The organism is Polynucleobacter sp. CS-Odin-A6 (assembly GCF_018882095.1).
Lineage (GTDB): Bacteria > Pseudomonadota > Gammaproteobacteria > Burkholderiales > Burkholderiaceae > Polynucleobacter.
This window is the reverse complement of record NZ_JACVPD010000001.1, coordinates 231,712-246,374: the sequence shown is the minus strand read 5'-3', so window position 1 is coordinate 246,374 and position 14,663 is coordinate 231,712. Positions and strand designations below refer to the sequence as shown.

At 45.5% G+C, this 14,663-nt stretch carries 10 protein-coding genes; 6 read left to right on the top strand and 4 right to left on the bottom strand.

Annotation, left to right across the window (positions count from 1 at the left end; genetic code table 11):
* Positions 1 to 71 precede the first annotated feature (71 nt).
* From ICN15_RS01285 to ICN15_RS01275, 3 genes are read left to right on the top strand one after another with little or no spacing between them, the layout of a single operon-like run.
* Positions 72 to 1,202 carry a Re/Si-specific NAD(P)(+) transhydrogenase subunit alpha gene (locus ICN15_RS01285; RefSeq protein ID WP_216200693.1) on the top strand — a complete coding sequence of 377 codons (1,131 nt, stop codon included), beginning with the start codon at positions 72 to 74 and terminating at the stop codon, positions 1,200 to 1,202.
* A 25-nt stretch (positions 1,203 to 1,227) separates the two neighbouring features.
* On the top strand, positions 1,228 to 1,566 hold the full coding sequence (locus ICN15_RS01280; RefSeq protein ID WP_114691891.1) for a proton-translocating transhydrogenase family protein: 339 nt from the start codon (positions 1,228 to 1,230) through the stop codon (positions 1,564 to 1,566).
* Between the two features lie 33 nt (positions 1,567 to 1,599).
* Positions 1,600 to 2,967, top strand: a complete 1,368-nt coding sequence (locus ICN15_RS01275; protein WP_216200692.1) for an NAD(P)(+) transhydrogenase (Re/Si-specific) subunit beta — start codon at positions 1,600 to 1,602, stop codon at positions 2,965 to 2,967.
* Positions 2,968 to 3,266: 299 nt separating this feature from the next.
* Here the strand turns inward: ICN15_RS01275 and ICN15_RS01270 are convergent, their stop codons facing one another.
* Positions 3,267 to 6,635: an autotransporter domain-containing protein gene (locus ICN15_RS01270; RefSeq protein WP_216200691.1), complete on the bottom strand. Its 3,369-nt coding sequence runs from the start codon at positions 6,633 to 6,635 to the stop codon at positions 3,267 to 3,269.
* Between the two features lie 159 nt (positions 6,636 to 6,794).
* On the opposite strand from ICN15_RS01270, the gene ICN15_RS01265 reads away from it, so the two are divergent.
* Entirely contained in the window at positions 6,795 to 9,551 is a 2,757-nt protein-coding gene (locus tag ICN15_RS01265; protein WP_216200690.1) for an AMP-binding protein, read from the top strand.
* 28 nt (positions 9,552 to 9,579) lie between these two features.
* Here the strand turns inward: ICN15_RS01265 and ICN15_RS01260 are convergent, their stop codons facing one another.
* From ICN15_RS01260 to ICN15_RS01250, 3 genes are all read right to left on the bottom strand, one after another.
* Positions 9,580 to 10,416 carry a tripartite tricarboxylate transporter substrate binding protein gene (locus tag ICN15_RS01260; RefSeq protein ID WP_255532863.1) on the bottom strand — a complete coding sequence of 279 codons (837 nt, stop codon included), beginning with the start codon at positions 10,414 to 10,416 and terminating at the stop codon, positions 9,580 to 9,582.
* 477 nt (positions 10,417 to 10,893) lie between these two features.
* Positions 10,894 to 12,546, bottom strand: a complete 1,653-nt coding sequence (gene groL, locus ICN15_RS01255) for a chaperonin GroEL (RefSeq protein WP_216200689.1) — start codon at positions 12,544 to 12,546, stop codon at positions 10,894 to 10,896.
* 26 nt (positions 12,547 to 12,572) lie between these two features.
* Complete coding sequence (locus ICN15_RS01250; protein ID WP_015421939.1) at positions 12,573 to 12,863, bottom strand: co-chaperone GroES; 291 nt, start codon at positions 12,861 to 12,863, stop codon at positions 12,573 to 12,575.
* Positions 12,864 to 13,181: 318 nt separating this feature from the next.
* Between ICN15_RS01250 and ICN15_RS01245 the strand changes: the two genes are divergently transcribed.
* Both ICN15_RS01245 and ICN15_RS01240 read left to right on the top strand, forming a co-directional pair.
* The gene (locus tag ICN15_RS01245; RefSeq protein ID WP_216200688.1) at positions 13,182 to 14,009 is read left to right on the top strand and encodes a diguanylate phosphodiesterase; all 828 of its coding nucleotides are present in this window, start codon (positions 13,182 to 13,184) and stop codon (positions 14,007 to 14,009) included.
* Positions 14,009 to 14,632: a response regulator transcription factor gene (locus ICN15_RS01240; protein ID WP_216200687.1), complete on the top strand. Its 624-nt coding sequence runs from the start codon at positions 14,009 to 14,011 to the stop codon at positions 14,630 to 14,632. The genes ICN15_RS01245 and ICN15_RS01240 overlap by 1 nt, the downstream gene beginning before the upstream one ends.
* Positions 14,633 to 14,663: the final 31 nt, after the last annotated feature.

Below are 14,663 nucleotides of genomic sequence, written 5' to 3'. Positions count from 1 at the left end.
ATTAGATAGGTGCAACTTCGCCTAACTCACTAAAATAGATTTTTCGAAAAACTTGCATTTGGAGACATGCCATGCGCATAGGAGTACCACTGGAAATTAGGCTCGGGGAAACTCGTGTTGCCGCCACACCAGAAACGGTTAAGAAACTGATTGGTCAAGGCCATACAGTCGTCATTCAAAAAGATGCGGGCGTTACAGCTAGCCAACCAGATTCTGCCTATGAAGCCGTAGGCGCAACTATTGGTAGCGCAGCGGATGCGCTTGGGGCTGAGATTGTTCTCAAAGTGCGTGCTCCAGAAGGAGCAGAGCTCAAGCAAATGAAATCGGGTAGCGTGCTGCTGGGCATGCTTGATCCATTTGATAGCGATAATATTGCTGCGATGGCCGCTCAAGGTGTGACTGCATTCTCGCTTGAGGCTGCCCCACGAACTACTCGCGCTCAAAGCATGGATGTACTGTCATCCCAAGCTAACATTGCCGGCTACAAAGCCGTGATGGTTGCCGCAAATGAATACCAGCGCTTTATGCCAATGCTCATGACCGCAGCAGGAACAGTAAAAGCAGCGCGCGTACTCATCTTGGGTGCTGGTGTTGCTGGTCTTCAGGCGATTGCGACTGCTAAACGATTAGGTGCTGTTATTGAAGCATCGGATGTACGCCCCGCTGCAAAAGAACAAATCGAATCCCTCGGCGCAAAGTTTGTTGACGTGCCATACGAGACCGATGAAGAACGTGAAATTGCGAAAGGTGTTGGAGGCTATGCTCGCCCAATGCCAGAAGCCTGGATGAAGCGTCAAGCAGCACTGGTTGCAGAACGTGCTCAACAAGCTGACATCGTAATTACTACCGCCTTGATTCCTGGTCGTAAGCCACCAGTTTTATTGCATAGCGACACGGTGGCCAACATGAAGCCAGGCTCGATCGTGATTGACCTAGCTGCTGGACGTGGTGATAACGGATCCGGTAATTGTCCTTTGACAGAAGCAGACAAGATCGTCGTGAAGAATGGTGTGAAGATTATTGGTTACACCAACCTCGCAAGCATGGTTGCTGCAGATGCCTCTGCTTTGTATTCACGCAACTTGCTCGACTTTATGAAGCTCATCGTTGATGCAGAAGCGAAATTAGTTATTCCAACAGATGACGATATCGTTACGGCCTGTTTAATGTGTCGTGATGGCCAAGCTGTCCGCAAAAACTAATACAACCTTATTCGAAGGAAACATCATGGATCTCGCTGCTTTTCAAAGCATACTTACCGTCCAAAACATCACCGTGTTTGTATTGGCCATTTTTGTTGGCTATCACGTCGTTTGGAACGTCACCCCTGCATTACATACCCCACTCATGGCTGTCACTAATGCCATCTCTGGAATCATTATTGTGGGCGCATTGCTACAAACCGAAGTGATTGGTGGTGATGAAATCACCCTCACCAGCATCATTGGTGCAGTAGCCGTGTTTTTAGCCTCAATCAATATTTTTGGTGGCTTTATGGTCACTCGTCGCATGCTTGAAATGTTCAAGAAAAAGGCCCCAAAGGCCGATGCGACTGGCACTAAATAAAACCAAAACAAGATCCATATAGAGACCTCAATCATGTTAAACATAACCGCGATTTCATATCTCATTTCTTCGGTGCTATTTATCCTCGCCTTGCGCGGACTATCTTCACCAACTACTTCACGCCAAGGTAACACCTTTGGTATGGTCGGCATGCTGTTAGCCGTGATTACCACCTTCCTAATTCCTGATTTCAAGCCAGTCTTCTCGTTGATTATTGGTGCAATTGTTGCAGGCGCAATCATTGGAATACTTGCTGCAAAGCGCGTGCAAATGACCAAGATGCCAGAGCTCGTAGCGCTAATGCACTCTTTTGTTGGCTTATCCGCTGTACTGATTGCGATTGCCGCAGTATTTAATCCAGCGCAAGATCATACTGGTGTACAAAAGATTGAACTCTTTATCGGTGCATTTATTGGCGCCATTACCTTTACCGCCTCGGTCATCGCCTTTGGAAAATTGTCTGGCAAGGTAAGCGGTCAACCGGTCACCTTTGCTGGCCAGCATTTACTAAATCTCCTCTTGGCAGTAGGAATGGTTTCTGGCGGCGTCATGTACTTTATGACAGGAAGTCACGAAGCCTTTTTAGTCATGTGTGCGATTGCATTGGTCTTGGGCGTAACTCTCATCATTCCAATCGGTGGTGCAGATATGCCTGTAGTGGTGTCTATGCTAAACAGCTACTCTGGTTGGGCGGCTGCAGGTATTGGTTTCACGCTAAACAATCCAGTATTGATTATTGCTGGTGCTTGCGTAGGTTCGTCTGGCGCCATTCTGTCTTACATCATGTGTAAGGCGATGAATCGTTCTATTGTTGCCGTATTGCTGGGTGGCTTTGGCGCTGAAGCATCCGCCGGCGCCGGTGATGATGGCAGCCCAAAGAACTACAAGACTGGCTCACCAGAAGATGCCGCTTTCCTAATGGAAAATGCAGACACCGTCATCATCGTTCCGGGCTATGGTTTAGCTGTTGCCCGTGCTCAACACGCGCTCAAAGAATTGACGGAAAAGCTGACTCATCACGGTGTTACCGTAAAGTATGCGATTCATCCAGTTGCAGGTCGTATGCCTGGTCACATGAACGTTCTCCTCGCAGAGGCTGAAGTTCCATACGATCAAGTATTTGAAATGGAAGATATCAATAGTGACTTTGGTCAGGCTGATGTGGTCCTGGTGCTTGGTGCAAACGATGTGGTGAATCCCGCTGCTCGCACCCCAGGCAGCGCCATTTTCGGTATGCCGATTTTAGAAGCATTTAAAGCCAAAACTATCATCGTTAATAAACGCTCCATGGCTGCAGGTTACGCCGGCTTGGATAACGAACTCTTCTACATGGATAAAACCATGATGGTCTTCGGTGATGCGAAGAAGGTTGTTGAAGATATGGTGAAGTCGGTAAGCTAAGCAATAACTCAGCATTAACTTAATAAAAATCCGCCTTAGGGCGGTTTTTTATTGCCTTAAAATATAAAAAATTATCCGGGAATACCAAAGACAGACATGAGGAAATGCCGGCCGATTATATGTTTAATACTAAGCTTTTTAGGTATGACTTCATTTAAATAAAGCTTTAAAAAAAGCAGTCAAGAAATAGAAAGTATTGGTGCTGAGGAGTGCAAGCTGTGGCTACCGTCCGCTATAGCTAGAAAAGCTGTCCCACAGTCAGCATCATCCTGCAAGACCCATAGCAGCCTTTTAACTTCTTAAAATCCAATCGTATAAGTCGTCATCACCGTCGTCGTTGACACGGCTCGATACGGTGTTTGAGTATAGCCAGCTGTCAGTGCAAGGCGCTGATTCTTCTCTAGATCGTAATAGGCACCAACTGTAGCAGTCGGTCTATTTTTGACTGCAGTCGGATTAAAGTTAATGGGGGTAAGGCCTGCAATGTTGGGGCTAGTAGCTGAGTAAGAGCCATTACTTGTGTTGGTATCAGACTCAATACCCGCACTCGCAAAGACCGTGGTCTTGGGAGTGAGTTGATGGCTTGCACTTGCGCCAGCCAATACTGTGGTGGCATTGGTGTTTAAGGCTTGGTATGTCAGAGGCGCTGTCACACTGGTGCTCGCTCCTTCGGTATAGCCACCCAGATTGGTTTGACCGTAGCGCAAACCAAGATAGGGAGTAACTAATGTACTAGGCGTTACTGCAAAGCCGTATCTACCTAATATCTGCGCACCTTGGGTGGTCAGATTACTACTGCCACTACCGGGCTCAGAAGTAACGACGACACCGCGCGTGACAGTGGCGGTTTTTTGGCCATAAGACGCTGATGCTTTGAGCTCTAGCCCAGTGCCATCATCTTTTTCATTCCAAGCAGCAAAGAGCCCTAGTAGTGGGGTGTTGTTTCCTAACTTGACTGTACCCGGTCCTTGGGTAGAGAGGTTTTGATCGGCATAAGCCCCAATACGTACATTTGGCATTGCTTTATAAGCGGCAATGAGGAGCGCGCTGGTGTTATTAATACCTTCTGCTTGTACTGCGGTATTGCGTCCACCAGCGGAGATGCAAATGCCGTTCGGGCCGAACACATTGCAGTCGTAACCTAGGCTACTGTTCAAAATACTGTTTTGCAAGGCAAAGGTGCCTTGGAGGGCTTGGGCGGTATTAACTAGGGATTGCTGGGTGTAGTCTGGGGGTGGGCCACCTGCAGCAATATCTAAATACGCATCATTGGCATCATAGCTAAGTGAGTATTTATAACGTGTTGACAGATTAGCCGTGTTTAGGGTGCTAAAGGCTCCAGATAAAGCGCCTGTAGAAGCGACTAAGGTGTAGCGACCCAATGAGTAAGAACTATTGTTGCTATTAAAGAGGGTTAAGCTGCCAGCTAGACTGGCCGTACCAGGGATGCTCAGTGTTTGATACCAGTTCATGCCTAAAGTACCCGAGCTTGATTGGGTGTAGTTTTTACCTAAGGAGACGGTATTACTAGTTACCGGCGCAATATTAAAGGTGCCGTTGTTAATGACTCCGGTCCAGCCAGTACCGGTGCCTGAAGTGGCGATTGAGCCAGCTCCACTGAGAACCAAGGTAGAGCCTGGATCAATTTTAGTATCGCCTGTATAGGTATTGACTGTAGTCAAAATATAAGTACCGGGCTGAGTCGGGTCTGTGACAGTCACCACAACTTCGCCCGATGGTTGACCGAGAATATCGGTAATGGCACCTGACTGAATTACTGTTTTGCCCGTCACATCAAAGGTCGGGTCACCCGATACTCCGATGGTATTAGTAAAGGTCATATCGTTGCCATATTTGAGGACCGCCGCTACAGTTGGCGATCCGATCAACTCCAGCTTACCGCTACCAATGGAGCTCGCCGAGGTAATCTTCAAAGTCGCGCCTGCGTTTACTTCTGTGCCACCAGTATAGGTATTGTTCGCTGCCAATATGACAGCACCTTGGTTCGCACCAGTATTAATAATGATGAGCTTACCTGCGCCAGACACATCATTCACTACCTGACCGGCAAGCGTTACAGTATTACCCAATTGATCAATCATGCCATTAGCGAAAATCTTAATATCGTTACTAACTACCATATCGGCAGTTGGTTTAAAAGTAGCTGCTGTGGTGCTATTGCCATTAAGAGTTAATGCCCCAGTGCCAATCGCTGAACTAGAAGCAACTTGCAGAGTTGCGCCAGTTTGCACTTGTGTGCCGCCACTATAGGTATTTACTCCTGAAAGGATTTTCGTGCCACTAGTAATATTTACTATTCCACCGGCACCGCTGATGATTCCACTATAAGTAGTACCCGATGGATTTGTTAGCGTTAGAGTTTGATTACCCAATGCGGTTGTTCCGGAGCCAGTAATATCTTTTAGTGAAGCTCCGCTGGTAGTAGCAGAAATATCAAAGGAGCCACTATTGGCGAGTCCGCTAGAATAGGCAATTGACCCGCTTCCACTCAGCTTGAGCGAGGCGCCTGAATCAATAGTAGTTGAGCCGGTATACGTATTGATCCCGCCTAAGGTGATGCTTCCATTACCGGTGCTATTCTTAATTATGAGTGAGCCGGTCACCCCGGATGCATTGGTAATAGCTCCAGATACGATTAATGAATAACCACTTGAATCAATCGTCGCGCCACCTGTAGCAATCGTAAAGTTGGATGCAATTGCTTCAGATGCTGAAGCCTTTAAAGTCCCACCATCAAAAACAGGGTTGATCGTATTATTTAGATTTGAAACGAGATTGGTACTATTAGTACCGCTAACAATATCACTCGCGTTTGGACTCCTACCAGAGATGGAGGTATAAGTACCAACGGTCCAGTTATCAGACTCAAATCCGCCACCTGTTAACGTGATATAGGAAAATGTTCCTGTTGTGTTATAAAAGTTAACGAAAGCAAATGGTTCATTACCATCAGCTGAAAATCTGTCAGGCCGCCCAAGCTGGATGTAATTTGGGTTTCCGTAATAGCCGTTAGTAGCAGAACTACTGCCAACCAAATCTCTCATTGTTGCGGTGCCAAAAGAATATAGAGAGCTTCCCCCAGGGCTAGAGTAAAAGGTAATAGTATTCGCATCCAATGCAGAAATCCAAAGGCCAAAGTAGTTCACAGGGCTTGATAGAGAAAGAGTTCCACCCTGAAATGCGTATTTTCCAGTACCGCCGGCTCCACCATATAAGTCAGCACTATTCAGGCCTCCAGCAGAAACTGATCCGCTTATTCCGGCAGTCAGAGGAGTAGTGCCAAGCTGAGTTCCAAAATTAGTTGAAAAATTGGGGACAGATCTAGCATCAAAAGTCTCCATTCCCGCGCTAGAGAAAGTCGACGTAGATTGCTGTATGCCTGCAGACTCAACGGTAGCGATGAAAGTGTCTGCAGAGGCCTGTTGACTCCACAACCCAGCTGCACTTAGACCTGCGCACATCAACGCATACAGTAACTTTTGCTTAAATGGAATCGATTTGGATACAGCAGGATTTGGTACCGCTGCTGTTCTGGTACCGATGAGAGTTGATTGACTCTTACCTTTGCCTTGACCAGTGACATTTTCCGCGACCGGAACAAAGCAGCCTGCAGCTTTGCTAAAAATGACGCGGTAGATTTGATTCATGAAGGCAGACTAGTGAATGAAGCAAATACAGTGGGTATAGTTATTATTTACGACAAATAATACAGTTTCTTGAGCTAGCAAATCTCCCCTTCCCCTGTTAGTGTTGATGTTAGTCTTGCACCAAAAAAGATCACAATAATTAGAAGTTTTTAGAAGTAAATGATTCGATCTGAAATTGAACCCAGTCCCCTCTATACTGCTGGCTATGCACACTTGGCCTTATTTGATTCGATGAATGTTTATCAAAAGGTAATGGCAGGGGCCAATATCAATCTGGCGGCCCCAGCATTTATATCCCATCAAGGGGCCATGACCTATGGTCAGTTTGTTTCGCTGGTTGCTTTGTCAGCCAAAGGATTACATCATGCGGGTATTGGTAAAGGAGTCGTGGTCGGCATTTGTATGGATCACTCGGCACTTCATGCTGCCGTGATTGTGGCGCTAGCTCAACTGGGGGCTGTCTCAGTGGGTCTTCCTCCTCAAACACCTACTGATGTGTTAACCAAGACAATTACCAGATTTGGAGTGGAATTTATTATTCGGGGCAGTGAAGTGCCCGAGATTGCTGGCATCAAAAATATTCAGTTTGGGAAAATTAGTTTTGCTGAAGGTGAGCACGTCTTTAATGTAGTCGACCACGGTCTTACTGAACCCCAAGCCGAGGACTCAGCCCGCTTTATGCTCACCTCTGGCACTACTGGAGAGTGTCAAGCGCTCCTGTATACCCAAGCATCATGGATCGAGCGGGTAGACAAAACTGTAGATGCTCTCGACCAAAACTCACGCGTGATTTGTCCTGACATGAGTAGCATTTTGGGTAATGTTTTTTTATTAGGCTCTTTATTTGCAGGTGGTGCAATTGTTCTAGCCAGAATGAATACCTACGCAGAGCTCATGACTGACTTAAGTACTTATGCCGCTACTCACGTTCTTCTACCGCCCCATATCTTGCATGGGATGACTCCTTATCTGCCAAAACAGGGTATTGTTTTTCCGTGGATTAGGCATTTGCGACCCTTCGGTTCAGGCTTGTCAGAATCTTTAGTAAGTACCTTGCTAAGTCGTATTTCACCGAATGTGTATTTTCCTTATGGGATTACCGAAGTAGGGGCTATTGCTATCGCTACCCCAGCCATGCTTAAAGAATATCCGGGTACCAGCGGCAAAGTCAAAGCCTGGAGCAAAGCGCAGGTGATTGATGAACAAGACAACATTCTGCCGGCCGGAGAAGTAGGTCGCCTTAGAGTTCAAGTCGCTGGCATGGTCACTGAGTATTATAAAGATCCAATGTTGAGTAAAGAGCGCTTTAAAGATGGCTGGTTTTATACGAGCGATCAAGGTTATATAGACAAAAACGGTTACCTTTTTGTCCAAGGTCGCATGGATGATCTAGTGAATTTAGATGGACTTAAATTCAACCCCATTGAAGTTGAGTCACAGATCATCAATCACAGTGATATTACAGAATGTGCCGTCTTTGCTATAGATGTTGAGGGTGCCAAGGTGCTGTGTGGTGCATTTGTCGCCAGCGAAGAGAAAATTATAAAAGCCTTAGCAAGCAATCCAAACGAGCAAGCTCTTTTACAAGAGCGTTATTTTTCAGTTGACTCCTTGCCCCGCAACAATAATGGCAAGATCTTGCGGAAAGATTTGCCCACTGTTTTTGCTAATCAAGTAGCACAAATACTGCAACAACAAAGTAGCTCCGGTAGCAATTTGCCAAGCGCAATTGACCCCAATGTATTAGAGGCAGCAAAAGCGGCTAATCATAGAGCGATTGCCCTAACTGAGCAAAATGATTTTCTCGGCGCCCTCAAAGAGTTTGATCAAGCCTTGGCAATCTACCCCCAATTTTTAGATGCCTTAAACAATAAATCAGCTGCATTACTAGCGACTGGTCAAACCATTAAAGCCAAAGCATGTGCACTGACTGCGCTCGATATTGAGCCGCGCTTTGATGCCGTGCGAATCAATTTAGCCTTTGCCCAGCTCAAACTCGGAGAATTTAAAGAGGGCTGGAAAAATTATGACTATCGCTGGAGTGTTTCGAGTGAAGCAGTCAGCGGTAAATTACAACGCTTCTCTACTAATCTGCCGAATTGGCGAGGCGAGTCTAATACTCAAAAACAAAATCTTGTCGTGATTACTGAGCAAGGTTACGGAGATGTTTTTCAGTTTTCGCGTTATCTACCTTTACTTAAGCAACGCTTTGCAAAAGTGGGTTTTGCCTCCTCCAAAGAAACCTACCAAGTCTTACTTGATTCCTTTGGTGATCAAATATCGATCATTGGCAATACCCAAGAATTACAGCAAGGCTGGCACTGGCAATGTGATTTGATGTCTCTGCCCTTGGCAATGGGAACAGAACTACATACTATTCCGTGTGAGGCGCCCTATTTGAAAACATCGGCCCAGAAGAAAGCGTTTTGGCAAGAGCGCCTTGCAAAGGCTAAGACCCAAAAGAAACGCATTGGCATTGCTTGGATGGGACGCTCAAGCCATCAGTTTGATCGCCTGCGCAGTATGGCGTTTCAGGATCTAGCGCCACTGTTTGAGATTGAAGACATTACTTGGGTAAGTCTGCAGAAAGAGGCGAATGATATTCCTAGCAGCAATCAAATGCCTAAAGGTAAGTGGTTAGATTGGACTGCAGAGTTAGAAGACTTTTCTGATACGGCTGCGCTCATTAGCAATCTGGATTTAGTGGTCTCGATTGACTCATCTATGGTGCACTTAGCCGGCGGCTTAAATACACCCGTTGCCCTGCTCAATCGCTATGCCGGAGAGTGGCGCTGGTTAGAGCATACCGATGAGACGCCGTGGTATCCCAATACCCATATTTTTACTCAGCCTAGATTGGGCAATTGGCAAACGCCACTTGCTGAGCTTAAAGCTGCCCTTCAGAAAATGATGTAGCTCACTTGGAATCTGAGCATTTAAAAAGTCAGTCTAGTGAGACATTGGCACTCTTAATGACCATTTGCCATTTTTCTGACTCATCTCGGATGAATTTACTAGATTGTTCAGGGGTCAACATCTTCGGCTGCACACCAATCTCTAAAAATTTATTCTGAATTTCAGTATCAGACAAAGCCTGTGATACTGATTTATAAATAGTATCCACTGTTGCGCTAGAAGCCTCAGGAGGCGCGACTAAGGTAAAAAAGGTAGTGGCTTGCATACTAGGTAATTTTTGCTCTGCAAACGTAAGTACTTGTGGCAAAGCTTTTGAACGCTGACGATCAGCTACGGCTAGGATACGCAGTTTCCCGCTTTGATGAAATGGGATGGCTGAGCTTAGGTTATCAAAAAAGATATCGACATTGCCAGCCATTAAATCAAATAAGGCTGGTGCGGTACCTTTATAGGGTACATGAAGCATTTCTGTACTGGTGAGCTGCATAAACATTCTGGCAGTCAAATGTGAAGTTGAGCCATTACCTTGAGATGCATAAGTAACTTTGCCAGGATTAGCCTTGAGGTATGCAACTAACTCGGCAACATTTTTAGCCGGTATCGTAGGACCAACTACCAAAACATTAGGCGCGGTAGCAAAAACTGTAATGGGCTGCCAGCGAGTGGGATCATAATTCAGTTTTTTATAGAGGTGATGGTTGATTGCAATCGATCCTGGGGGTGAAGCGAGCAATGTCTTCCCATTAGCCTCTGATCGGTAAACAAACTCTGCGCCAATATTACCGCTAGCACCAGCCTTATTTTCGATCACAACACTCCCTCCCCCTGGAAAATCTGCGCTCATCTTTGTGCCTAATAAGCGCATCAGTACATCTATAGTCCCACCCGCTGGAAAAGGAACGATAACTGTCAAAGGTTTGGCTATTTGGGCGAAAGCAATTTGGGTCGTCAACAAGCTACCCAAAAAGAATACAAAACAGGGCTTAGCTCTTCTTAGATTAGTTGAAAGCTTAACCCTCCAAAAGTGAGCATAAACAAGCATCCAGCTGCTCTCATTTTTGTTCATAGCAAATCCAATCTAGTGATCAATAACCTCAGATTGTGCCCGAGGTTCTAAATTCTTTGGCAGTAATCTCGTCCATTATGGATAAAACTAGGATGCTCTTTTGTAATGCGAAGAAGATTGTAGAAAATATAGTGAAGTCGGTAGGCCAAAATTTCTACCATTAATAAAAGGCCGCCTTAGAGTATTTTTATCATCTGCGGCACAAAAAAAATGCCCAGTCTTTTGAACTGGGCGTTTTAGTTTCTGCAGCTAGGTAGCTGAGGAAATTACAGGCTATTACATCATGCCGCCCATTCCACCCATACCACCCATTCCACCCATATCAGGCATGCCACCACCAGAAGAATCATCTTTTGGTGCTTCGCAGATAGCGCAATCGGTAGTTAACAATAAGGCTGCTACAGAAGCCGCATTAACTAGTGCAGTTTTTGTTACCTTAGTTGGGTCGATCACACCTTGAGCCACGAGGTCGCCATACTCACCAGTTGCTGCGTTGTAGCCGTTATTACCCTTGCTAGCCAAGACAGCATTAACTACTACGCTTGCTTCGTCTCCTGCATTTGAAACGATGATTCGAAGAGGTTCTTCCATGGCGCGCAATACGATGCTGATACCAGCATCTTGATCAGCGTTAGCGCCTTTCAAGCCCTTGATACCCTGCATAGCACGTATTAAAGCAACACCACCACCAGGAACAATCCCCTCTTCTACTGCAGCGCGAGTAGCGTGCAATGCATCATCAACGCGGGCTTTCTTTTCTTTCATTTCAACTTCAGTAGCAGCGCCAACGCGGATCACTGCAACACCGCCTGCCAACTTAGCAACGCGCTCTTGCAACTTTTCTTTATCGTAATCGCTAGTCGCCTCTTCGATCTGAACACGGATGTTCTTCACACGAGCTTCGATTGCTTTTTCATCCCCAGCACCGTCAATAATGATTGTGTTCTCTTTGCCTATTTCGATGCGCTTTGCTTGACCTAAATGCTCAAGAGTTGTTTTCTCGAGTGTGAGGCCGATTTCTTCAGCTATGACTGTGCCACCAGTCAAAATCGCGATATCTTCTAACATCGCCTTACGACGATCGCCAAAGCCTGGAGCCTTAACAGCACAAGTCTTAATAATGCCGCGAATGTTATTCACAACCAATGTTGCCAAGGCTTCACCTTCAACATCTTCTGCAATGATCAACAATGGACGGCCAGACTTTGCTACTTGCTCGAGTACTGGGAGCAAATCACGGATGTTGCTGACTTTCTTGTCAAACAAGAGCACGTATGGAGTTTCTAATACGGCAACTTGCTTTTCAGGTTGGTTAATAAAGTATGGGGAGAGGTAGCCGCGGTCAAACTGCATACCCTCAACTACTTCAAGCTCATCTTCCAATGACTTGCCATCTTCAACAGTAATTACACCTTGATTACCTACTTTTGCCATTGCTTCAGCGATACGCTCACCAATACTATGGTCGCTATTGGCTGAGATAGAACCAACTTGAGCAATTTCTTTGTTAGTTGTGCAGGGCTTGCTGATTTTCTTGAGTTCCTCAAGGGCGGCAGTCACTGCTTTATCAATACCGCGCTTCAAGTCCATTGGATTGTGACCTGAAACTACGTATTTCATGCCTTCGCGAACGATGGATTGAGCTAAAACGGTAGCAGTTGTTGTACCGTCACCAGCGATATCTGCAGTTTTAGAAGCCACTTCCTTCACCATCTGCGCGCCCATGTTCTGGAGCTTATCTTTTAGTTCGATTTCTTTTGCTACGGATACGCCATCTTTAGTGATGGTTGGTCCGCCAAATGAACGCTCGATGACGACATTACGACCTTTTGGTCCCAAAGTTGTTTTAACTGCGTTCGCGAGAATATTGACACCTTCTACCATTTTGGTACGGGCGCTATCTCCAAATACGACGTCTTTTGCTGCCATGATTGAATTCCTTTCTTAGGTACCGATTACTTCTGTACAACAGCCATGATGTCTTCTTCACGCATTACAAGAAGTTCATCGCTGCCAACCTTAACTGTTTGACCTGCATATTTGCCAAATAACACGCGATCACCAACCTTGACGTCTGGTGCATTCAGCTTGCCGCTGTCATCACGCTTGCCTGGGCCAACTGCCAATACTTCGCCCTGATCTGGCTTTTCAGCAGCAGCATCTGGAATGATGATTCCAGAGGCAGTTTTTGATTCTTGATCTAAACGTTTAATGATTACGCGATCATGTAAAGGACGCAGATTCATTCCTTCTCCTATGTTAGTAAGTGTTAACTAATTAAAAAACTAATATAAATCAATATGTTGCATTCTCTTCACACGAATACATTAGACTTTTAAACCGAATCGGCCTAATTTAGCACTCGCGTGGATAGAGTGCTGATTATATAGGTCTGAATCTAGTAATTTCAAGGGCAAATTCTCCTTAATTTTTAAAAGGGTTTCCCGTATTTTCTATAATAGGGACAGGCCAGTAGGTAATTTCCTACATATAAATAAGCCTTAAGCCCTTACTACTCCAATCTGTCATGCCTAGACTGGCTAATCACTGATTGGAGAATGCTGATGAGCCCGAAATCCCGGCTGTACACGCTTGTAAAGGCTTGGAAGAACAAACCCTTCCAAGAGGTACGTGATGCCTGCGGCCAGCCCTGGCTTGGCCTAAGTAACAAGGTGCTCGAAGAGCACCAATCTTGGTTCCAACGACAAGCAATTAGTAACGAACCCATCTTTAATACCCAAGGAACAAAGCTGACGAGCTCATTATTTAGACCATTACTGACCGCAACAGATACACAACTCCTGAGACTATTCATGGAGGGGTTAGACACAATCACTTACTGGTATCGAAGCGGTCGCTTTATTCCCGGTATATTGCCTATCTCAGCACAGCATCTAGCCTCAAGCGATCTGATAGATGCCTTGAGTGACCTCATTCTCAATTCACGATTACCGGTTGGATTAGTCAGCCTGGGAATCCGCCAACTGAATGATGTAGAGCCGATGGATTCCTGTATGGAGGGCCTATTACGAATGCGGCGGCTTGGCGTCGCAATCCATCTGCTCGATTTTTCAGGGGCTAACTCACAAATATCCTGGATGGAAGCAATACAGCCCGAAGGCATTCATCTGGAAATGGGTCAATTTCGCAGGGATGGCTTGCCAACTTCAATCATTTCTCTTGGCGAGAAATTCCAATCTCAAATCTATGCCAGCAACATTACTTTAGTTAAAGATTTAGAAAACATCATTGCATTAGGGGCTCAACATGGCTATGGCGGACTCATGATGCCTCCAGTCAGTCGCCATCAAATGCTACACATTAGTGATAGCCGTATCGCTAAAGCTATTTTTTCGCTGCACCCTCATAAAAACCAAAACGGAGACAAGTAATGAGAAAACGCGTGATGTTGGTAGATGACCATCCAGCTATGCTGATGGCTTTAAAAAGTATGTTGCAGGACCAATTGCTTTTTGAGATAGCAGGACAGGCGCAACATGGTGAAGAGTGCCTACGTTCAATTAAGGAAGTAAATCCAAATATGGTGATTTTAGATTTGGATATGCCAAAAACAGATGGGTTTGATGTCATCCGTCGCATTGGCTTAATGCACCCAGAGGTTCGCATACTCGTGTTATCTAGCTTAGATGAAGCAGTCTATGGCGGTAGAGTGCGATCTTTAGGTGCACATGGCTTTGTGAACAAGACTGCAGGGGCAGATGTCATATTAGCAGCCTGTGTCGCTATTTCACAGGGGTATACATTTTTCACCCATGGTAAAAATGGCAACACTTCACTGAGCGATGATGACAAATTAGCCTTGATATCTGATCGTGAATTACAAGTGATGAAATATCTCGGAAAAGGTAATACTAACCAACAAATATCAGACTTATTACACATTAGCAATAAGACAGTGGCAACCTATAAGACCAGGGTGTTTGACAAACTAGGTATTAATAATATTGCCGATTTGATCTTGTTCTGCCGCATGAACAATATCATCGAAAGCTAAAGCAAGTATGCATCGATTCATATCGAAAAAC

Excerpts from the sequence above, each read along its gene's own strand:
- ICN15_RS01285 (WP_216200693.1), top strand. The coding sequence starts at position 72 with ATGCGCATAGGAGTACCACTGGAAATTAGGCTCGGGGAAACTCGTGTT.
- ICN15_RS01240 (WP_216200687.1), top strand. The coding sequence starts at position 14,009 with ATGAGAAAACGCGTGATGTTGGTAGATGACCATCCAGCTATGCTGATG.
- groL (WP_216200689.1), bottom strand. The coding sequence starts at position 12,546 with ATGGCAGCAAAAGACGTCGTATTTGGAGATAGCGCCCGTACCAAAATG.
- ICN15_RS01245 (WP_216200688.1), top strand. The coding sequence starts at position 13,182 with ATGAGCCCGAAATCCCGGCTGTACACGCTTGTAAAGGCTTGGAAGAAC.
- ICN15_RS01270 (WP_216200691.1), bottom strand. The coding sequence starts at position 6,635 with ATGAATCAAATCTACCGCGTCATTTTTAGCAAAGCTGCAGGCTGCTTT.
- ICN15_RS01275 (WP_216200692.1), top strand. The coding sequence starts at position 1,600 with ATGTTAAACATAACCGCGATTTCATATCTCATTTCTTCGGTGCTATTT.
- ICN15_RS01265 (WP_216200690.1), top strand. The coding sequence starts at position 6,795 with ATGATTCGATCTGAAATTGAACCCAGTCCCCTCTATACTGCTGGCTAT.
- ICN15_RS01260 (WP_255532863.1), bottom strand. The coding sequence starts at position 10,416 with ATGCGCTTATTAGGCACAAAGATGAGCGCAGATTTTCCAGGGGGAGGG.
- ICN15_RS01280 (WP_114691891.1), top strand. The coding sequence starts at position 1,228 with ATGGATCTCGCTGCTTTTCAAAGCATACTTACCGTCCAAAACATCACC.
- ICN15_RS01250 (WP_015421939.1), bottom strand. The coding sequence starts at position 12,863 with ATGAATCTGCGTCCTTTACATGATCGCGTAATCATTAAACGTTTAGAT.